Raw genomic sequence first — 22,966 nt, forward strand, 5'->3', positions numbered from 1 at the left:
ATTTGAAAAAATGGCTAGTTTTTTTTTATAAATTAAGAATGTTTTTGCTTAGGCGCCTACGTAGCTTACCCTGCTTACACTGTTATAAGTATCGATATATGCTCTTGGCGATTGACCAATAATACTTTTAAATACCCGGTTAAAATTGGTAATGCTATTGAAACCAGCTTTATAGGCTACGCCTGAAATGCAATCGGCTTTTTCTCCCGAAATAAGGCTTTTGCAGGCATCGTTAATTCTCACTTCATTTAAAAACGATACGAAAGTATGTCCTGTATGTTTCTTAAAATACCTGCAGAAGGCTTGAGGAGTCATAAACGCCGCATTGGCCACATCCTCTAAGGAAATTTGATTATTGTAATTTTCGGTGATGAAGTTAATGATCTTACTCAACCGCATACCTTCATTTTCGGTTACGTTCGAAGAATACATATCTGAGCACAACGATTCTACATTTTCATTTAAATCCTGAAGGCTGTTAACCAATTTCAGAAAGTTAAACAACACATCAACGCCTGATGCCTGGTGAACATTGAACATTTTGGTCGCCATGTTTTTAGTAAAAGCAGCAGGAATTTTGAAACCATGTTTGTGTTTAGCTAAAAAACCGCTGGCCATCTTCATTTCGGGAAGATTGAACAAAGCAGCTAAAATACCATTAGGATTAAAGTAAATAGAACATGCTTTGATCGTTTTATGGCTGTCAGCAGCAAAATATTCAGGGTTGCTTTTAAAAAGATGTGGGAGTTTTGCCCCAATTACAAAAATATCGCCTGGTCGGAAGGCATGCATATCATTCCCTGCAATTAACGTTCCCTCTCCTTTTTCTATGTAAGTAATCTGCCATTCATCATGTCGGTGCAGATATTGGTAAAAATATGGAAGTTCAATATGTTCCGATATCACACTCTTATCATCAGGAACAAGCATGGTAAATGGTAATACTTTCATAGTTTTGGTTGAGTTAGCTGAGTTTGATTATGAATTGAATGTATAAATATTAACTCAAATAAACCAATAAAACTTAAATAAGGTTAAAATCCTGCTACAATTTGATAATATATGACGGATTTAACGACGAATCTGACAGTGATTGAAGCACTACACAATTAGTTAATCATCTGTAAAGCAACATCTAAAACGATTAATTTAAATCGGTGCCAGGCAATATGTTGGCAAAACGTTGGTCTGGATTTGCAATCAGAAGCTTTGTACTGTGGATTTCTGGAGACGGGATTACAAATCCCGACTATCTTAAGGAAGTCAAGTTTTAAAAACCTAGGAGTTTTAAATTGATACGGTGCAATGTGGCCTAGTTCCTCGAAGTTAATCCGGGGCATATCTACGGGTTACACTTCTCTTTAAAATTCTATTCAGGATTTAGCCTTTATTTTTTATCAGTCCGAAAATATTATTCAAATTTTAAAACACGAACGAATAACCTATCATTAGATAATGAGAGCGTTAATTTAGATAAAGGGGCAGTAAGAAATTATTGTTTCTTTTTCTTTTCATGGCCTTTTTAAAAAGGTGGCTCGCTTCAAAAGCGATGTAATTTCTGGGATGGCGTTTGAGATAAACAATATTGTCAGTAAATGAATAATAGCCTTCATTGGCAACAATCAGGTGATCAAACATAGAAATTCCCAGCATTTCGCTTGCATTGATCAGGCGGTTAGTCATTATCCTGTCTGTGTTACTTGATTAACGCCTCCGGACGGATGATTGTGTGCCAGAACAATGGCAGATGCATTTGCCTTTAAGGCTGTAACCAATACAAGGCGCGGATCAACAATGGTACATGCAACGCATTCCGATGATATATTACTGATACCCAAAACCCGATTACTGCTGCTTAACAGGATAATCTTTACTTCTTCCAGAAAATAGATTTTGTTTTCATTCCAGTTGTTGATAAGAATGTTATAGGCATCTTGCGAAGTTGAGATTTTAGGGCAGTTTGTTGTATTAGAATGGCGTTTATATGTAAGTTCAATTTCGGCAATATTTGATAAATTTATTAATGACCTCATGTAAATGTAGGAATATACCTAGATTGATATGAAGTATCTATCAAGACCTAAAAGAAGATAGACCAGAACGATCTGCTCTGGTCTATCTTTTATTGATAATTATTAATTAGAAAAGTAGTCCGGCCTTAATAGCGAGGCCATAATAACGGTTTTTTGTAATCTGTGGATCGGCCTTAATTGTTTGATCGCTATAACCCAAACTTCCGGTCATACCTACTTTAGAAGCAACTTTAAATTTGTATCCAAGCCCTAAATTAAACATTTGGCCTTTTCTAAAATTATCATCTATTTTTAAACCTGTTCCTACATCTCCGTAAGCAAATAGGGTATTACTCTGATTCTTAAAATAATATCTTGCATCCAAGAATAGGTGAAACAGATTATTATTGGTGGAATAGCTGTCGTTATCAGTATAATTTTCCAATCCCACACCTACACCAACTGATATTTTATTGGTTAAAAATACCCCATTGATATTTCTTAAACTAAGGGCGTAAGCACCAGAAGTACCGCCATCATATTTAGTTGGATTTACTTGAATCTCATAAGTATGATTTCCAATTGTGTAGCCAATCTCCGTAAGATTGAAATATCCTTTTTCTTGTTTAGTAATTGTTTGAGCTTTTACGATGGTTGCTGTACAGATTGCAAGTCCCAATAAAAATAGGTTTGTTTTCATAGTTTATTGTTAGTCTTTCATTTTAAAATTTAATCTTATCGATCTCCATTGATTATCCCATTTCACCGCACCAATGATTGTTCCTTTATCTACTTCATAGTGCTTACCCAATTGATCAGACACTAAAGACCTTGCGGCTTGTCCGATATCAAGTGCTAGATTATTAACATTTGTCGATAGGTTTATATCGACTGTTGAGAACTCTAAAGGAATATCAATCATATCCGTATTATATTCTCTAATTTCTTGCGGCGAAACAATTGAATATACTTTATAGTCACCATTTAAAAACTGTGTTTTACTAATTCCTTTCATAAATGATTTAGGCATATTCTCCATATCATTAATTGAAAGATATTTTACTTCGCCATAACCATTTAATGGGTAAACGGGTAATTTATAATTACTAGCATTTGGATTATATAATGACGGCCCCGCTGAAGGAGCTGATTTTTCAAGAACACCTTTTAATTTGTTCCAGCCACTTTGTACTATACCTTTGAAGACACTTGATGGCAAATCGACATCTTCTAAATTATTAATTGGTAAAATCCCACCAGGTATTGTAATGGTGAAAATCTCGTTGTTCCCGCGTTTCATATACCAACCATAAAGATTATAACGTTTAGCATAAGTATCAGTGCTTGACCACATTGGAACACCGTAAAATGGATCTTCAGTTGGATTGATCAAATAAGGTTCTCCAATTGATGGAGCGAATTTATTGCTTGGAAGCCCAATTTTGTCTACGCTACGATCCGACTTGTAAGAAATATAATCCCATCCAGCCCTGATTTCTTGAGCTTCAGTCTTGTTCCACCATAACCATCCCTTTTTTTGGCATTTTACTTTTATACCAAGAGTTTTGATAATTCCATAGTTTCTGTTATAGAATAATGCACTCATACGATACTTATTAGTAAAATTGTTATATCTAGTGGAGTTATCAAAAAATGTCTGAAGTATACTGCCAAATCCAGTTCTAAATTCTATTGGGTAATCAATAGTGTTACTATATGCAGGATCATAATTTGAGGTATTTGCAGCCATTTGTGTATTCAGTATATAACTTTGGCGGTTTGGGATTGGAAGCTCATCTGAAGGTGGTGGGGGAGTTATATTATTGCCATTATTGTTTCCACCGTCATTAATATTTGGATACACAAGAGGAGCTAGAGTCTCGTCAGATGGAAAAACAGTTACTTCCGGTTGTGGCACGTCTTCTTCGATAAACGAATCAACAAAAAAAACATTGCTATTAAGTAACCTCACATCATTGTATTGCGTACTTTGAACCTGTACCGAATTCATCAAAATCGGCGCAGCTTGATCTTCCAATCGTAATGTGTAGTCGTTCTGTAATGCAATATCTGCAAATACACTATTAAGCGAATTATAATTACTCGCAGTTGTAAAAAATGTGCCGTAAGGAGTAACTTTATAGACAATATCGTCCACCTGAATTTCCCCCTCTACATTAAGAAGGGATTTGAATGCCTGATCATCAACTAATTCCGTCATCACTTCATCATAGGTTGGAGCAGTTTCTTCATAAGCAGAATTCTGCATTACACTAGTTTTAGCTACTGGTCCTAATGAAGCTTTTAAGGCCGCTTTTCTCGCCACCATAAGAGGTGAATTTGGCTTAATAGACAACGCTGTTTTACTTGCTAGTTTTGAGTCGTGATGTAGTAGTGAAACAAATTCTGGAAAGCGGCTTAAAAAATTAGCAGGCAATTCTTTGCCATTTGTTTTTTTCAATTCTGAGTACAGCCCGTTAAAAGCTTTTTTGGTCAGGCTTAATCTCTCATTTGAAGTATTTGCGATTTCATCCGGTAAATTTTCTGAATTTCCCTTTTTACATCCTAAAATTGTTAATCCTGTAAGAGCAGTCAGGAGAACATACCTCCCGATTAATTTAAATTTTGTTTTGTTCATGTTATTATTTAATAGTTTAAAAGTTTCACTTTGCACTATTTGAAATTTAGGTTTTCAATGCCAGCATTATAAACTTTAAATTTTCCGAGATGGGAAAAACTCTTAAATAATAGAAGAGAACTTTTGAGAGCTAATAAGTTAGACATTATAATTTCAATGATTAGTCATCCAAGATAGCATCAAAAATGTTACATTAATATTTTTTTTACACCAACTCTAATTTTCTTTACATCAAACCCTAGAGAAATTTTACACGAATTTTTTTTGACTCCTGAAGCAATAGAAAATTGAAGAATAATAAAAGTTTAAAATCCTTCAAAACAAATAAAAGGGCTTTCCTCCATTTGATTGTTTTGAAGCATCCTCAATTGGGGCATGTAGAATAATATTTAAGATCACTTTTCAAGGATATCCGGTTTTGTTCGTACGTTAGATAATAATTTCTTGAACTGCGAACTCGTACTGACTGCCGAACCGACCAAAAATTCCCAAGTCTTACGTACACGAGTAGAATACCGCCACGTTATGCGTGGGGTTTGCTCATTCGTGTATGTGCGCTTGTTCGGGCATGGTATTCGATGAGGCCCCACGCTGTTTTAAAGATTGCGGCTTTTACAAATCCGAATCAAATCGGCTTCACAATGGCTACATCCTTAGAAAAACTTGACTTCCTTTAATATATTACCTGACTACTGCAAATGGTTCCATTTTTAGATCGGTAGCCATGCCTGAAGCAATCTGACTCACCAATAAACCTGTTGCGGGGCCTAAACTTAAACCCATCATCCCGTGGCCGGTTGCAATGATTAAATTTTCTCTTTTTTGACTTCTGCCAATATAAGGCAAGCCATCAGGTGATGATGGACGGAAGCCATACCAGATATCTTTTTCTGCCGGAAGCGCGGGTTTTAAATCCGGGAAATAAGCTGGAACGGATTCTACAATACCTTTAACCCTTTGCATGTTAATACGGGTATTAATTTTATCTAACTCCATTGTACCACCGTATCTGATCTGTCCGTTCATTGGCGTGATGGCTACTCTGGCTTCGCATAACAATGCCGGAATAGTTAGCCGCTGCTGAGGTTCTGGCTCCATAAAAGAATAACCTTTACCTGGCATTATCGATATTTTGACATCGGCCATTTTAGCCACAGCTGGCGACCACGAACCAGTTGCTAAAATATACTGATCGGCTTCCCAGGCAGTATTACCTGTGAAAACCTTCATGATGCGATTGCCAACCGTTTCAATTTTATCAACCTCTCTGCCACGTTCTATCTTAACCCCATTATTTAATAAATACTGAAGCAAAGCATTCATCAACTTTGTTGGGTAAAGATGGGCATCACAGCGATAATGTACCGCACCCAAAACATCTAACTTTAAATCAGGCTGTAAAGCGCGGCATTCGTCAGCAGTTAGTACAGCCATATCTAAACCCAGTTCAATTGCCCTTGCAGCCAAATGTGCTTCTTCTTCTCCTGCTTTTTCTGTTTTATAAAATGCCAGAATACCATTGTTGGTTAATTCGAAATTGAATTCAGGTTCTTTTGCCAGCCCTTCATATAGTTTTTTGCTCAGGAGCGATAAATCTCGTAGCGGCACTGCCGATTGGCTAACATGTTTTGCCGTGGCATGTTTCATAAATTTCAGGCCCCAGTTAATGAGGTTTCCATTTAAGGATGGCCGAACATAAAACGGACTTTTGCTGTCAAACATCCAGCGGATGCCTTGTTTGATCATGCCTGGTGCAGCCAGGGGTACAAAATGACTCGGTACAATCATCCCAGCATTACCAAAAGAACAATTGTCGGTAATATCTCCCTTATCCAGAACTGTTACTTCGTAGCCTTTTTTCTGCAGATAATACGCTGAAGTTAAACCTACTATTCCACCACCTATAATTAATACTTTCGACATTCTTTTAATTTATACTGCTGATATTCATTTTAAAAACTCACTAAATCACCTGGAATCCATGTGCATATGGATCATCTTCGGCATCTATTTTAATGGTATTGTAACCATAAATTTTTGCCCAACCTTCTACACTTGGTATAATGGCTTTTATTCCGTTCAGGTCTACAACTTCTTCCACTCTTCCGATAAACTTGCTGCCAATAAAACTTTCGTGGATAAAATCCTCTCCCTGTTTTAATTTTCCTTTTGCGTACCATTGCGCCAAACGGGCTGAAGTACCCGTTCCACATGGCGACCGATCGATGGCTTTATCGCCATAAAAAACAGCATTCCTGGCGGTTGATGTAGGGTCGATTGTTTTTCCTGTCCACAATACATGGCTACAGCCATTTATCGTCGGATCTAAAGGATGTACAAAAGTATATTGTTCATTAATGCGTTTTCTAATCGTTTGACTCCAGGTAATCAGTTGCGAAGCGGTATAATTTTCCAGTCCCGGAAAATTTTCCTGCGGGTCTACAATGGCGTAAAAGTTACCGCCATAGGCTACGTCAAAAGTAAGCGTACCCAAATCAGGGCATTCTACCGATAAATTTTCGGCGGCCAGATAGGATGCTACGTTTTTCAGCTTAACCGATTTAACCTTTTTACCTTCCTGCTTATATTCAATTAAGACCAATCCGGCCGGAGCTTCCATTCTGATTACTCCGGGTATTTTGGGTTGAATCAATCCTTCTTCTATAGCGATGGTAATGGTGCCAATGGTACCGTGACCGCACATCGGCAGGCAGCCACTGGTTTCGATGAAAAGTACAGCGACATCATTTGCGGGATCGTGGGGTGGATAAAGAATACTGCCCGACATCATGTCATGGCCGCGTGGCTCGAACATTAAACCTGTCCTAATCCAGTCGAATTCTTTCAAAAAATGCTGGCGTTTTTCGCTCATGTTTGAGCCAATAAGCTCAGGGCCGCCACCTGCAACCAGCCTAACCGGGTTCCCGCAGGTATGTGCATCTACACAAAAAAAGGTTTTACTCATGAGATTTCGTTAATTTTTGATTTATCGTTCTGAAAATACCCAATGGATTTCCATCTTTCAATTCATCTGGCAATAATTCCTGTTCCCAATCCTGATAAGCCAATGGTCTTGCAAAACGATTGATTGCAGTAGAACCAACCGATGTAAAACGGCTATCGTTAGTTGCAGGAAATGGTCCGCCATGTTGCATAGCCGCACAAACTTCTACACCTGTAGGCACCCCATTTAGGATAATTCTTCCTGTTTTATCAGTCAGCTTATTCACTAAAGTTTGGTAGCCCTGAAGCTCCTGTTTTTCGGCCATTAGGGTTACCGTAAGCTGTCCTTCCAACACATCAATGGCTTTTTCAAGTTCAGCAATATCCTGAGCGACAACGAGCAGTGAATATGGACCGAAAATTTCCTCACGAAGTTTTGGATTTTTGATAAAATCGGCTGCACTCACCTGGGCAATTTTCGCCTCTGATTGGTTTTGAAGTTCAGTATTTTTCACTGTCGATGCCGATAAAAGCGCAACGCCACCTTCATTTACCACCTCAGCAGAAAGTTTACCATAATTGCTGGCAATACCTTCGGTAAGCATGGTTGCCGATGGAATAGTGGAAATAGCTTCTTTTAAAGCGGCTTTAAAACTTTCCAATGCCGGTGATTGAACCGCTAACAGTAAACCCGGGTTGGTACAAAACTGACCAGCGCCCAAAGTAATTGATGCAGCATATTTTTTAGCCAGCTCTTCTGCCTGATTTTCGATGGCTTTTGGAAGAAAAATTACCGGATTAATGCTTCCCATTTCGGCAAAAACCGGAATAGGTTGCTCACGCTGTTGCGCCAGATTAATTAAGGCCATTCCTCCTTTAAACGAACCTGTAAAAGTTACCGCTTTAGTTAAGGGATGCTGAACCAAACCCGCACCGATTGTATAACCATCATCATACAATAAAGAGAAAACCCCTTTAGGCATTCCCGTTTTTTCGGCAGCTTTAATAATGGCACCACCGACCAAAGCACTGGTTCCATAATGTGCAGGGTGTGCTTTAACAACCACCGGGCAACCTGAAGCTAGTGCCGATGCGGTATCGCCACCTGCCACTGAAAAAGCAAGCGGAAAATTACTCGCACCAAAAACCACTACCGGCCCGATTGGGATTAACATTCGCCTAATATCAGGTCGTGGCAAAGGCTGTCTTTCAGGCAGTGCAGTGTCAATAATTGCATCAACCCAGGAGCCTTCGGCAACCAGATTGGCAAATAACCTTAACTGACCAGTAGTCCTGCCCAACTCTCCTTGTAAACGGCCTAATGGCAAACCACTTTCTGCTGAAGCCCTGTTTACCAGTTCTTCACCAAGGTTGGCAATTTCATCGGCAATGGCATTTAAAAAAGCAGCTTTAAGGTCTTTGTTTAGGTTTCTATAGCTTTGGAAAGCCAATGTTGCTGATGTTAAGGCATCATCAACAAGGCGCTCGCTTGCTTTAAAAAAATCACCATCAAGCGTTAATCCCGTTGCGGGATTAACAGCTTTAAGGCTTCTTTCATTAACTTCTATATAGGTACTGGCTACAATATTTTGTCCGTTCATATTTGGTTTTTAAACTATATCCCCCAACTACCTGCTGGCAATTCTGGTCTGGTGGCTAAACCATCGTTAATTATTTTCAACACCCTTTCGCGTTCTGCACCTTTTAAAGCCAAACGTGGCGCTCTGGTTCTTTCTGTTCCGATACCAGTACCTACTTCAGCTAATTTAATATACTGAACCAGTTTAGGGTGTGTATCTAATTCTAAAATCGGCAAAAACCAACGGTGGATTTTTAAAGCTTCGGCAGTTCTGTTTTCTTTTACCAGGCGGAAAATGGCTACAGTTTCTTTCGGGAAAGCACAAACTAAACCGGCAACCCAACCCACGCAGCCCATTACAATACTTTCCATCGCAATTGGATCAACACCAGTGAAAATGGCAAAGCGATCGCCAAAACGGTTAATCAAACGGGTTACATTTGAAATATCTCTTGTGCTTTCTTTAATTGCCTGTATGTTAGGATATTTAGCCAACTCTTCGAACATATCTAAAGTTACCTCGATTTTATAATCAACAGGGTTGTTATAAATCATGATTGGTAATTTGGTGCTTTTGGCCACTTCTGTTAAATAGTCAAGCGTTTCATCAGAATCAGCTAAATAACGCATTGGAGGTAATAACATTAAACCTTGTGCACCCGCTTCTTCGGCTTTTTGAGCAGCAGCAATAGCTTTTTTGGTTGTAGGCTCTGCAATGTTTAACAAAACAGGAACACGACCATTTACAATTTCTAAAGTATGCTTTAAAATTTCGATTTTCTCGTCATCACTTAAAACACTTGCCTCACCTAAGGTACCGCCCAGGATAATACCTTCTGCTCCTGCCTCTAATTGCGCTTCGATATTTAAATCGAAAGCCGGAAAATCTAACTCATCGTTTGCTGTAAATTTTGTAGTCACAGCAGGGAAAACCCCAGTCCATTTGATACTCATTGTAATGTTATGTTTTTAATAATTATGATTCAAAAAATTAATCTGGCCATTGAGCCCAAAACAGGCTATTGTCCATCATCATTTCATTAAAATTATCGGCGATAAATCAATTAAACGATATTCAAAGTTAGGTGATTGCTAAACCATAATATTGTTGGATTTTAACCGATATTGGCCATAAATACGCCAATGAACAAGACAGGAAGGAAGGGAAAATTAGATTTGCCCGAAATTTGCTACGGCACAAAAAAAATAATGCCGCAGCATAAATATAGATTGTTATTCTGAGCCTGTTGAAGGACCTGTATCAATATCACTCAAGACGTTTTAGCTACTTGTCCAGATTCATCCTATCGTGTGGGCCCACTTCTATTAGCTGCATATTCCTAAGGCGATCGTTATGCTGATAACAAGCTTTGATATCTTAAAAACTATAATTCGGAGATAAATGTTTTTTTTCCGCTCTATGCCGCGGGGCATGGTACTTTGGAGCGCCAAAGTACCCAAAGCGCTTTGTCAATCCAGCAAGGTGGCTTCTCACCGCCAACACTCATCAAAAAAACAGTGGCACTTCGTTTTGTGTTCAATTTATATTAAACTTTGAATTCAGTGTTAATGAACACAAAACCACTACGTTTCAGGTTTGGTAATGCTATTTGGGCCATTGTGCACCTATTTTTTTGATTCTTCCGCCACTTGGGATTGACGGCGTGCTTCGGCAAAGACTGTGGTTTACTAAAGCCAGCTAGCATGATGCCCAAACCATTCTTGAAAAAGATGTGTCCCTACGATAGGATTCATCGCAAAGCTAAACGTGACAAATTCAAATGGAATTATAAACATGATACCACCTGATTACCAAAATCAATCAGGTAACAAAACTCTCCTGCATGACGCTATTTTCCAATGAATTATTTTATGTTTTTCACCAGCAGGTAATACATCAATTCGATATCGGCTTTTGCAAATAAAACATCCTGATCTTTAGCCAATACCACCTGTTGCCAGTTTTGTGAAGGAATAATTTTCAGTGTTTTTACCCCCTCTTTTTTCAGGCTTAAGGGCAGGTTGAAACCTTTAACACAATTGCTGTAACGGTAAAAAGCTTTACCATCTTTCAGGTAGTATTCGAATGCAGGAACCTGCACTGTACGCAGGTACTGATCAAAAACCTTTGAAAAATTGTAACCTGCTTTTTTAGAAATATAATTTTCGATCTGGGCAGTTGTTACCGTTTGATGGTAAAAGGTTTGGTTGAGTCCACGCAAAATAGACCTAAAAAGCTCGTCGTTATTTAAACTGTGCCTGATGGCATGTAACATATTTCCTCCTTTTGGATACATATCGCCACTGCCCTGCGCATTTACACCATAAGGAGGGATAACCGGACTGTCGTTTCTGATATCTCTCCTGATGCCGAAATTGTATTCGTTTCCGGCTTTATTTCCAAAAATATAATCAACAAAAAGGGTTTCGCTATAATTGGTAAAACTTTCGTGCACCCACATATCGGCCAGATCTTTGGTGGTAATGTTATTGCCAAACCATTCGTGACCACTTTCGTGAATAATGATAAAATCCCATTTCAAGCCCCAACCGTTGCCAGACATATCTCTGCCCCTGTAACCAAATTTATAAGAATTGCCATATGAAACTGCCGATTGATGCTCCATTCCCGTATGCGAGGCATCGATGAGCTGATAACCATCTTCATAAAAAGGATAAGGGCCAAACCAATGCTCCATACTCTTCATCATTTTATGAACCTGATCGGGCATATAGTTTTTTGCTTTTGGATAATTGTAATCAAGTACCCAATAATTCACATCGAGTGCACCCTTTTCGCCTGCATATTTCTCCTTAAAATTAACATACTTGCCTATGTAAGGGATAATGCAATAATTACTGATCGGATTTTTAACATTGTACTGGTAAGTTACCGTACCATCGTGGTTGTTTTTCTTGAATACCAGTCGCCCATTCCCTACCGCTACTAATGTATCGGGAACCGTCATGGTTAATGATGCGCCCAGATTAGGTTCGTCGCTTTGATGGTCTTTATTTGGATACCACACTGAAGCTCCTAACCCCTGGCAGGCCACAGTCATCCACGGACGCGAAAGCGAATCGGTGGTGAAGATAAAACCACCATCCCAAGGGGCTCTTTTTGCCTGGTGTACCTTTCCGTGGTAAAAAATATGGACATTATTTAGTGCGGATAACTTTTGCGCCGGAACATGTACATACCAAACACTGCCCACATGTTCGAATTTCAACCTCGCCTTTTCGTTGTATACAACACTATCAATAAGCAATGGCTCCTGCAAATCGATCTGCATGCGCGTACGACCATTGTGGCTGCGCATTACTTTGTATACGATTTTATTCGATCCTGTTATACTTTTATCATTATAATCGGGTTTAACAGAAAGTTCGTAACGCTGTACATCCCACCAGGTACGCTCGGCATTTAAGCTTCCCCTTAACGTATCGGCCAAAGTGTAAACCTTTTTTGGCGACTGTGCAAAAAGCATGGTGCTAAACGCTAAGAAGAGTAGGCTTAGGAAGGGTAGTTTTTTCATCTTTTCTTTAATGGCCTTTTGCCGATTTATAATGTTTGTATTAGCTAAATATTCATTTGAAAAGCAACTGCAGTTTTTCATTGGTTATGGCAGTCCTGCTATCCCTTCTGCTCCGATGAAAAATCGGGATCCATTCTATCACCTGCCCGTTGCAGGCAGGGGTTTATTTAACCTTGGTTCTACTCAATATTAAATTCCATTTTCTCATTCTGTGCTCCAAGCCTAAATTTCTAGCCCTGACAGCAGCGGGCATTCCGATAGTTCATCGGAATAAAGCGGATGGCAGGACTATCCCTTAAAAAAAGCGAAAAGCCCTGCGCTCCAAAACAAAAAACGTTCTTATTCTAAAATTTAAATACTATTTGCTAGTAGGCCCCGCTTCTAATCGATTCAACTTCATCTGTGGTTAAAGCCAAGTGTTTACCCAACATCCGGCTTCCGTTTTCGGTAACCAAAAAATCGTCTTCAACCCTAATGCCGCTAAAGTTTCTGAACTGCTCCAGTTTATCGTAATTAATGAATTCGGTAAACTGGCTGGCTGCTTTCCAACGGTCTATTAGTTCGGGAATAATATAAACACCGGGCTCTACCGTTAACACATAACCAGCTTCGAGTGCTTTACCCAGCCTTAACGATTTTAATCCGAACTGTGTGGTATTTTTAGTCAGTTCATCTGTATAACCTACATGTTGCTCGCCTAAATCTTCCATATCGTGTACATCTAAGCCCATCATGTGGCCTGTTCCACATTGAAAAAACATCGCATGCGCACCAGCCTGCACAGCATCATCAATATTACCTTTCATCAGGCCTATATCTTTCAAGCCCTGCGCCAGTATTTTACACGAAGCCAGATGCACATCTAAATATCTTACACCGGGCGCCAACATGTTTTTGCCATGGGTATAAGCATTCAATACAATATCATACACATCTTTTTGCTCAGCACTGAATTTTTTGCCTACCGGAAAGGTACGCGTAAGATCGCCTGCATAACCTAGAGCTGTTTCTACGCCCGAGTCGTTTAAAACCAGCTGACCTTCCTTTAGCTGATTACCGTGATAATGGTTGTGGAGAATTTCACCCTGAACGGTCAGGATAACCGGATAGGCCAGATGACCACCTGAAGCCAATGCCGCTCCTTGAATTTTGGCGGCAAGTTCGCGTTCGTACATGCCCGGTTTTGCCTGCTGCATCACCATTAAATGAATATCGGCTGATATTGCTGCAGCACGGTCTAACTCTTCAATTTCTTCCACCGATTTGATCGATCGCTGTGCCACTACCGCTTTAATAAAACTAAGTGATGCTTTTTCTTTAAGCTGATCAATAGGGAGATTAAGCCAATTGGCCAGTTTAATTTTATTTTCTGAACGGTAAGGCGGTAAGAAATGAACCTGACGCTTTTTCTCCTGATATTGCTGAAGATAAGTATCCAGCTGTGCTAAAGGCAGCACTTTTGTCAAGCCGGCATCCAAACTTTTTTCTTCAAGTGTTTTCTTTCTGCCCATCCACACGATATCATCAATTCCCATTTCATCACCGAAAAGGATGACCTGGTCTTCATCAAGGTCGATAATGGCGCCCAATGACGGATCACTAATCCCAAAATAATATAAAAAGGTACTATCCTGCCTAAAATGGTAGGTATTGTCCTTATAATTCATCGGACTTTCTTCATTACCCAAAAAGAGTAATATTCCCGAATTTATCTTTGATTTTAACGCTGCTCTTCGTTGGAGGTAAACTTTCTTTTCAAACATATTTTTAAGTGTTAGGCAAATATCCCAAAAGCTAATTTTATTCAATAACAATTAAATGTTATGGCTAAAATATGGGCGGTATCTGCAAATTATAAGCTAGTAATCTGGTATAAAAATCACAATAAATTTCATCATAGCGAAAAAGAAAGGTAAAATCTGCACATTACCGGCAAATTATAGGGCTTTTATCCTCCTGGCAAATTCATAATTTTAAACAGTAAAAAATATCCCTAAACACCCTAACAACTATGAATCACCACCTTGGTAAAAGCTTGCTCAGCTGTGCGCTCTTTTTTGCATTAAGTACTAATGCCCAAAACTATGTCCCTCATTTTAACGATAACCGCATAAAGGTTAAAAACACCACACCAATTAAAGCTTATGCTTTCGACCTCTCGCAGGTAAATCTTCTGGAAAGCACCTTCAAAAAGGCGATGAAAGCTGATGAGGCGTACCTATCGGTTATTGATGCCGACCGTTTACTATCAGGCTTTAGAAAAAACGCAGGTTTAACACCGAAAGCCAAAATTTATGGAGGATGGGAAAGTGATGGTTTGGCCGGGCATTCGCTTGGGCATTACCTTTCGGCTATAGCGATGCAGTATGCTTCGAGCAGAAATCCTGCTTTTTTGCAAAAAGCAAATTATATCGTAGATGAACTGGTAGAGTGCCAGAAAGCCAGAAAAAACGGCTATTTAGGTGCTTTCAACAATGAAGATAAAATTTGGGGCGAGCTGGCAAAAGGCAATGTTAAAACCGGAGGTTTCGACCTGAATGGCGGTTGGGCACCCTGGTACACCGTGCATAAAATTATGGCCGGTTTGCTCGATGCCTACCTGTATACGAACAATAAAAAAGCATTGAGTGCATGCGTGGCATTGGCCGATTGGACAGGCACTACCATTGGAGGCTTAAACGATGAGCTTTTACAAAAAATGCTGTTCTGTGAGTATGGCGGAATGGCCGAAACCCTGGTTAACCTCTATGCGATTACCGGAGAAAAGAAATACCTCGATTTATCATACAAATTCTACGACAAACGCATACTCGACCCGCTGGCGCAGCAAACAGACATTCTACCCGGAAAACATTCGAATACGCAGATCCCTAAAATTATTGCCAGCGCAAGGCGACATGAAATTACCGGCGACCAACGGGATAAAACCATTGCCGATTTCTTTTGGAAAACGATTGTTTATCACCACTCTTATGTAACCGGCGGAAACAGTAATTACGAATACCTGAGCGAGCCGGATAAACTGAATGATAAACTCACAGAAAATACCACCGAAACCTGCAATACCTACAACATGCTCAAACTTACCGGGCATCTGTTTGCAGAAAATCCATCCGCCGAACTGTTTGATTATTACGAAAAAGCACTTTATAACCACATCCTGGCTTCTCAGAACCATGATGACGGTATGACCTGCTATTTTGTACCACTGCGTATGGGTGGAAAAAAAGAATACAGCGATAAATTTAACACCTTTACCTGTTGTGTGGGTACCGGCATGGAAAACCATGTTAAATACAATGAAAGCATTTATTCAAGGGGAAGCGACGGCAGTTTATATGTGAATCTTTTTATTCCGTCGGTTTTAGACTGGAAAGAAAAAGGAATAAAAATTACACAACAAACGGCTTTACCACAAGGCGACCAAACAAATTTAACCCTAAGCTTAGTCAAAGGTTCAAAATTTTCTATCCGGGTGAGAAAGCCAAAATGGTCTAGCCAAACCACAATTGCTGTGAATGGGCAGCTGCAAAAAATTACTCCGGATGAAACGGGTTATTATGTAATTACCCGCATTTGGAAAAACAACGACAAAATCACCTACACCACACCGGAAAAGTTGTACACAGAAGCGATGCCAGATAATGCCGATCGAAGAGCTGTTTTTTATGGGCCAGTGCTTTTGGCTGGTGTGCTGGGAACAACAGAACCAGATCCGGTAAAGGGGGTTCCGGTATTTGTGAGTGCCAATAATGATCCTAAAGATTGGTTGAGCGTAGTAAATAAACAAGAACTTCAATTTAAAACAAAAAATATTGCGCAACCACAAGATGTTACCTTAGTTCCGTTTTATCAAACCAAAAACCAATACTACAGCGTTTACTGGGATGTATTTACCCCAGAAAAATGGACGGTACAACAAAAAATATACGATGAGCAAAAACGTAAACAGAAAGAATTAGAAGATAAAACGACTGACGTATTCAGGTTTGGCGAAATGCAGCCAGAACGCGACCACAACTTTAGTGCAGCTAAAGAATATATGGGCGAAGATCATGGCAGTAAATGGCGCGTTGCAGGTGAAAACGGTTTCTTACAATTTGAAGTGAAGGTAGATCCCACTATGCAAAATACCATAATCGCTTCTTATTGGGGCATGGATAACCGTGGCCGGAATTTCGATGTGCTGGTTGATGGTGTAAACATTGCCACTGAAGATCTGAACAAATATAAAGAAAGCCGCTTTTATGATATTTCTTATAAAATCCCTGTTGAAATAACCAAAGGCAAAAATAAAGTAACCGTAAAACTATTCCCTAAAGCAAAAAATAGTGCAGGTCCTATTTATAGCGTAAGAATAATTAAGGAAAGTTTGTAAATAACACGAATGATTTTTAGCCACGGAAGAAGGCAAGATATATAGTCCTCGTTTGTAATGAGGATTATTGAAATCCACATTTGTAATGTGGTAATAAGAGTTGTTCATAGGGCGATAAAATCGCCCTTCTCGTCCATCCTCGTTATAAACGAGGACGATTGTAAATAGCACAATTAATTTTTAGTCAGGGAAGCAAAAAGACACGGAAAGATATAGTCCTCGTTTGTAGCGAAGATTATTGAAATCCACATTTGTAATGTGGCGATAAGAGTTGTTGATAGGGCGATAAAATCGCCCTTCTCGTTCATTCTCGTTACAAATGAGAATGATGGATTAAAATTTAAATGGACAATATTACTTTAATAAAATATAATAGTTTGGTTAACAAAAATTAAAATGAATTATTTAAAGTAAAAGTATAACTATAAATAGCCTCATTTTGATGATATAAATTCTTATCAACAAGCTCAAAAAACAATATTTCACAACTTAACAAACTTAATTACAATTAATTATATTCAAATATTTTAATACAACATATAAATAAAGCTCATATCCTACTGAATATCAAAATAAAGATACCATAAAAAAGCCCCGTAAATTTTATTTCACGAGGCTGAGAGAGTAGATTAATTGATATTACTTTTGAAGAATGATGTCAGTGGTGTGCGCTTTGTTAAGTGGAAATTCATATCCTCCCCTCTTCTTCATGTTATTGCTTTTTACAGTATAAGAACCCATACCATTAACTTTTGCCGGTTGCTGCAACCTCATCATGGCATTAGGTGTATATGCATTTGCCTTGCTCAGTTTTAGGCGAATTTCGCCATTTATCGTATTGTAATCTAACTCATCAATGGTTCCGGCGTCAAGGCTAATCCAAAGTCCTGCAGGTGCGATGTAAACCGCAGATTTTGCTGCTGTAGTTAATTTAACCTTGATGTTATTACCTGTTTTGTTCAGGTTGCCACCGAAAGCCAGCCAACCAAATTCAGGATGGTTTAATACATACGATGAAGTATTAACAGCGTAGCCAAAAAAACCAGATCCGTAATCGCCGGTAATGCCGTCATTTTTTAAGGTTGAAGGGTAAGCATGAAATGCTGCAGGCGCAAACCCATCCTGAGTGATATTGGAGATCGCTCCCAGCAGTCCACCATAACCTGCTCGCAAAAGATAGAAATCGCCGGGATTTTTACGATAATCCATCAATACAGGAATGGCATTGAGTGCCGAACCATAATGATGGATCATCCGCTCGATACGCGAAAGCTTACCTCCGTAAAGAAAATCCCAATACCGGCGGGCATTACCATTGTAGGCCCAATGCGGCACTACAGGCATATAGGCTAAGATGGCATCAAGTGTTACATTTGCTTTGTCCTGATAGCCAAAATAGCTCGACCATACATAAACCTCTTCTTGACCTGTAGAGTCCCAAGGCATTTCACTACCAAAGGGATATTGTAAAGAGCGCCAGTGATTAGCCCGCTTTTTCATTTCATTTTCTAACCTGGTTGCTTCATCTGTTAATCCTTCATTTTTAAGGTCGTTTAGGATGAGGTAGAAAACTGTACCTTCCATTTGGCCAAACTGTGCATAATAAGGGGCAATGTTAACCATAGCCATACCCGTTTCAGCCGCATCAATCAGGTGTTGTTTCCAGCTCTGCTCTGCTACCAGGCCGCTATAATTTCGGGCCAACCGGTACATTACCCAATGGGCAGCCGCAACATGCGGATAGTTGTAAGACCTGCCCAGGTTATCAGCTTCTTTTTTTGGCCATGCAGACCATGTTTTAAAATTGATATTTGCAGCATAAGTATCTTTAGGGAGTGAATCTGGCGCATAATAAAACAAGCTCTTTTTTACGCCATATTTCTGAGGGCCGTTTTTAAGCTGTATTCTGCCAAACATTACACTATCTACAAATTGTTTCAGCTGATCAACTTCTTCTTTTTTGGGTTGTACCAGTTGTTTCATTATTGCACCCAGCCATGATCCGGCCCCGCCCTCGTCGCTTAAGCCAGCAATCCAGGCCCGGTTATCCTGCGTTACCTGTTGTTGTTTTTCATTATCATAAGTAATCACTGAAGGGCTTCTTTTAAAAACAGGATCGGCCTGGTTAAACCATTGTTTGGTTGTTAAAAAATTACCATAACTAGCAATCACATCACTTTCGGCTTCAATTACTTTATAATTTATCGTTTGCTCCAGGCCATCTTCATAGGTAATGGACAGCCTTGCTCTTCCCCAGGCATTTCCCTTTACGGAATAAGTTTTCCATCCATTTTTGGTAGAGGCTAAAACACTTACTTTCAAGGCGTTTTCGGGCAGAACCTGAATAGATTTAATTTTTTTAGGGTAGCTGATAAATAATTTCCCTTCCACATCTTTAGGCAGCACATAACCTGGAACAGCTATCGCTACCGGTCTTTTATTTTCAATCAGTTTACTTTCTATATCTTTTGCTGTTCCTGAAAGGATAAACTGAAGGGCATAACTTCGGCTTTCGCCAGGCTTTAAAAAGGTGGAAGTTGCGGTGTTCCATTGCTCAGCGTTTTTCCATTCATTTTCGGCATAGGCTTTACTGTATACCATCCATTCGTAAAAGCCTTCAAAAGCAATTCCACGGGGTGTCCGGTCGTCATTAAGCGGATTGTAAGCTTCAAATGGCGTATGTCCTAAAGGCGTAACAAGCAAAGATGGTGCATGACCACTTAAGCGGGTAACCTGCAAATAACCCGCATCTTTTCCGATGTAGGGATCGTAAAAAACATTTTTAGCATGGGTTTGCTCCAATGTGCGGCCTTCTAAAATATTATCGAAAATCATCGGGATACCCAACGCACCAATTTCTATGTTTTTATCGGTCTTGTTTTTGAGTTCGAAGCGGAGCACCAGTTTTCCATTTAACATTTCCCAGATCCGTTTAACCTGTAACGGAATATCAGCAGGAAGCGTTGCAGCCAGATCTGCAGCAGCGAGTATGTTTTTACCCATGGGAATATTTTTTACGGGACTTCGTTTTGCGGCCGTGCTGAAACTTCTCCAGCTTTCTTCGCCCATGTAGCGTAACTTTAAATTGATATCACCCAAATGGTATAAACCATCTGAACTCCGCACTTTTAAACTGTCGCTGGGCACAAAATCGAAATCCTTAACCATTTTGGGCTGAAGACTTGCCACTGTTTGGGACGACTTAACGAGCTTTAGGGTAAATGCTCCGGTATGGTAAGTCGAGAACCCATTTTCGAGGCCCAAAGTAGATGGCTTTTTGCCTAAAGCAATCCATGGCGACTGGGCCATAATTACCTCAATATTTAGAAAAGGTAAAATACAGCAAAATATTGCTTTAAAAGTTATTATAGATAAAGATCTCTTCTTTTGTGGTTTGCGATTCATGATGACCAAGTGGATTTAGGGATGTGGTTTAATCAAAAATAAAATTTAAAAGATAAAGCTGGCATCGAACTTAAAAATAGCGCAAAATCGGTAAAGAATTGGTGTATTTATGGGGAGTTGGGCCTGAGGCGGAGCGGATAGGCGCGATAGTGCATAGCAGCGAGCAAGATGAACAAAATAGGTTGACTCAGATTTAACTTCCCGCAGATTACGCAAAACACGCAGATGATTAATCCCTGAGAGGAAGCCAACCCCATCAGCACAGCCCCATATACCTAAAAGTGGTTGCAGCAGCAGCTCCGAATGAAATGAGGACTATAGCGGAAAGCGCGGCTGACATTGATTGAAGTGCAGGAATGGCTTTCCTATATCAAATGATTAACATTTAAGAAGTATAAGGGCATTTAAGGCACAACGATTATATTGAAATACCCGGAGCATTTAACTTCCCGCAGATTGCGCAAAACACGCAGATTATTAATCGCTATATCGGCTACCTAAAAGCGATTGCAGCGGCAGCTTCGAATGAAATGAGGACTATAGCGGAAAGCGTGGCTGACATTAATTGAAATGCATGAATTGCTTTCCTCTATCAAATGATTACCAATTAAAAAGTATAAGGGCATTTAAGGCATTATAGCATAAGATCTTCAACAAGCTCAGCATCCCGATGCGGATTATTAAACTGCTTTACATTTCTCTTTTAACCATGCTACCTCTTCTGTTGAAAGAAGTGGCTGTAGCTGATCAAGTACCATTTGATTATACTGATTTAACCAGGCGATCTGATCTGGCGCCAAAAGTGTTTTATTGATGATTGTGGTATCGATAAAACATAAGGTTAAGGTTTCGAAAGTGAGAAAGTCACCAAATTCACTATTGCCCTGAGGGATACATAAAACCAGGTTTTCGATACGCACACCATGTTTTCCAGGACGATAAATCCCCGGTTCGATGGAGGTTACCATACCTGGCTTAAAGGCAACATCTACATTAGCCGGGCTAATATTCTGAGGTCCTTCGTGTACATTCAGAAAAAAACCAATACCGTGACCAGTCCCATGACCAAAATTTATGGCGTGCTCCCACAATGGTTTCCTACAAATAGCATCGATTTGATAACCCTTGGTACCTTCCGGAAAAATCAGTTTTGAACCTTCTATCAGGCCTTTTAACACCAAAGTATAATCATCGGCCTGGGTTGGTGAACAATTACCAATGGGCATTACCCTGGTGATATCGGTTGTACCATACAAATACTGGCCCCCGGAATCGACAAGAAACAAACCATCAGCTAAAATTTCCTGATTGCTTTCTGCTGTTACACTATAATGCGGCAATGCACCATTGGCATTATAGCCAGCAATCGTATTGAAACTTAAACCAACGAAAGATGTCTGCTCGGCCCTAAACGTGGCCAGTTTATCTGCTGCAGACCATTCTGTAATCTTTTCTTTCCCCAAATGATCTTCCATCCATTTAAAGAATTTCGTTAGCGCTATGCCATCGTTTAACATCGCTTTACGAATATGACTAACTTCTGTATTATTTTTTAGGCTTTTTAAATGTGTACTTGGGTTAATGCCTGAAATGATTTTAGAACCACCTGGCAAGCACTGATACAAGCCGAAACAGGTACGTTTTGGATCGATAAAAATCTGTGCATTTTTTGGGAGGTTTTTTAATGCATCAGCCACCACATGGTAAGGGTGCAAAGTTATACCTTGTTGATTTAAAGTATCGATATCTGTTTGTGATAATTTCTGCTTGTCGATAAAGAGTTTCACCTCAGCAGGTGCAATAAGTGCAAAACTTAAAGTTACCGGATTATAATCTACATCTTTTCCCCTGAGGTTAAAAAGCCAGGCAATGTCGTCAAGCGATGAAATGAAATGATAATCTGCCCCATTTATTTTTAAAGCAGCCCTTACCTCGTTTATTTTAGCCGAAATGCTAAGCCCCGCAGCTTCTTCGCCAATTAAAAAGGCCTTTTCTACGGGTAACCCTACCCTATCGAGCCAAATCGTGCTGATAAAATCAACGTCAGTAATCTCAATTGCACGCTGGGCCAAACTATTCTGCATCTCGAGGGCTAAGCCAACCGTAATGAGTTGATGGTTAAAACCTACTTTTGCACCCTTTGGTAAAACCTGGAGCAACCAATCGATGTACTCGGGTGTATGAGGCACTTTCAACTTTACCAGTTCGTAACCGGTACCGCTCAGTTGCGTTTCAGCCTGTGTAAAATATCGCGAGTCAGTCCACAGCCCTGCAAAATACTGAGTAATGACCAGCGTTCCGGCTGACCCTGTAAATCCGCAGGCAAAAGGAATAGCCTTATAATGCGCGGGTAAATATTCACTAATATGAGGATCTGCCGCGGTAATGATATAAGCATCTACTTTTTGTACAGCCATTAATTGGCGTAAGGCCTGCAATTTTTCTACAAAGGTCATGTTGAAGAAGGTTTTTTGT

Annotated in this window: 14 protein-coding genes; 1 reads left to right on the forward strand and 13 read right to left on the reverse strand. The window is 39.6% G+C overall.

What is annotated here, in order from left to right; translation table 11 throughout:
• Positions 1-48: 48 nt before the first annotated feature.
• The 11 genes from AC07YT_RS06140 to AC07YT_RS06190 form a co-directional block, all read right to left on the reverse strand.
• Positions 49-951 (reverse strand): AraC family transcriptional regulator, encoded by a 903-nt coding sequence (locus AC07YT_RS06140; protein WP_086545655.1) that lies wholly within the window; start codon positions 949-951, stop codon positions 49-51.
• A 513-nt stretch (positions 952-1,464) separates the two neighbouring features.
• Positions 1,465-1,683, reverse strand: a complete 219-nt coding sequence (locus AC07YT_RS06145) for a JAB domain-containing protein (RefSeq protein WP_086545654.1) — start codon at positions 1,681-1,683, stop codon at positions 1,465-1,467.
• Positions 1,683-2,033, reverse strand: a complete 351-nt coding sequence (locus tag AC07YT_RS06150; protein WP_086545653.1) for a JAB domain-containing protein — start codon at positions 2,031-2,033, stop codon at positions 1,683-1,685. The genes AC07YT_RS06145 and AC07YT_RS06150 overlap by 1 nt, the downstream gene beginning before the upstream one ends.
• A gap of 106 nt (positions 2,034-2,139) precedes the next feature.
• Positions 2,140-2,712 (reverse strand): hypothetical protein, encoded by a 573-nt coding sequence (locus AC07YT_RS06155; RefSeq protein WP_086545652.1) that lies wholly within the window; start codon positions 2,710-2,712, stop codon positions 2,140-2,142.
• 9 nt (positions 2,713-2,721) lie between these two features.
• The gene (locus tag AC07YT_RS06160) at positions 2,722-4,650 is read right to left on the reverse strand and encodes a hypothetical protein (protein ID WP_494945225.1); all 1,929 of its coding nucleotides are present in this window, start codon (positions 4,648-4,650) and stop codon (positions 2,722-2,724) included.
• 681 nt (positions 4,651-5,331) lie between these two features.
• Complete coding sequence (locus tag AC07YT_RS06165; protein ID WP_086545650.1) at positions 5,332-6,573, reverse strand: NAD(P)/FAD-dependent oxidoreductase; 1,242 nt, start codon at positions 6,571-6,573, stop codon at positions 5,332-5,334.
• Positions 6,574-6,613: 40 nt separating this feature from the next.
• Positions 6,614-7,615, reverse strand: coding sequence for a 4-hydroxyproline epimerase (locus AC07YT_RS06170; protein WP_086545649.1), 1,002 nt, complete (start codon positions 7,613-7,615; stop codon positions 6,614-6,616).
• Entirely contained in the window at positions 7,608-9,194 is a 1,587-nt protein-coding gene (locus AC07YT_RS06175) for an aldehyde dehydrogenase (NADP(+)) (protein ID WP_086545648.1), read from the reverse strand. The genes AC07YT_RS06170 and AC07YT_RS06175 overlap by 8 nt, the downstream gene beginning before the upstream one ends.
• Positions 9,195-9,208: 14 nt before the next feature.
• A complete protein-coding gene (locus tag AC07YT_RS06180; RefSeq protein ID WP_086545647.1) occupies positions 9,209-10,126 on the reverse strand; it encodes a dihydrodipicolinate synthase family protein in 918 nt (305 codons plus the stop codon).
• A 911-nt stretch (positions 10,127-11,037) separates the two neighbouring features.
• A complete protein-coding gene (locus tag AC07YT_RS06185) occupies positions 11,038-12,708 on the reverse strand; it encodes a M1 family metallopeptidase (protein WP_086545646.1) in 1,671 nt (556 codons plus the stop codon).
• A gap of 365 nt (positions 12,709-13,073) precedes the next feature.
• Positions 13,074-14,471: an aminopeptidase P family protein gene (locus AC07YT_RS06190; RefSeq protein WP_086545645.1), complete on the reverse strand. Its 1,398-nt coding sequence runs from the start codon at positions 14,469-14,471 to the stop codon at positions 13,074-13,076.
• A 248-nt stretch (positions 14,472-14,719) separates the two neighbouring features.
• Here AC07YT_RS06190 and AC07YT_RS06195 point away from each other — a divergent pair, with 248 nt between their 5' ends.
• Positions 14,720-17,086, forward strand: a complete 2,367-nt coding sequence (locus tag AC07YT_RS06195; protein ID WP_086545644.1) for a glycoside hydrolase family 127 protein — start codon at positions 14,720-14,722, stop codon at positions 17,084-17,086.
• A 639-nt stretch (positions 17,087-17,725) separates the two neighbouring features.
• Here the strand turns inward: AC07YT_RS06195 and AC07YT_RS06200 are convergent.
• Together AC07YT_RS06200 and AC07YT_RS06205 are read right to left on the reverse strand one after the other, a co-directional pair.
• Positions 17,726-20,491, reverse strand: a complete 2,766-nt coding sequence (locus AC07YT_RS06200; RefSeq protein WP_494945226.1) for a DUF5695 domain-containing protein — start codon at positions 20,489-20,491, stop codon at positions 17,726-17,728.
• A gap of 680 nt (positions 20,492-21,171) precedes the next feature.
• Complete coding sequence (locus AC07YT_RS06205; RefSeq protein ID WP_086545642.1) at positions 21,172-22,947, reverse strand: aminopeptidase P family protein; 1,776 nt, start codon at positions 22,945-22,947, stop codon at positions 21,172-21,174.
• Between the last annotated feature and the right edge of the window lie 19 nt (positions 22,948-22,966).

It is taken from the genome of Pedobacter sp. GW460-11-11-14-TSB4 (assembly GCF_059423705.1).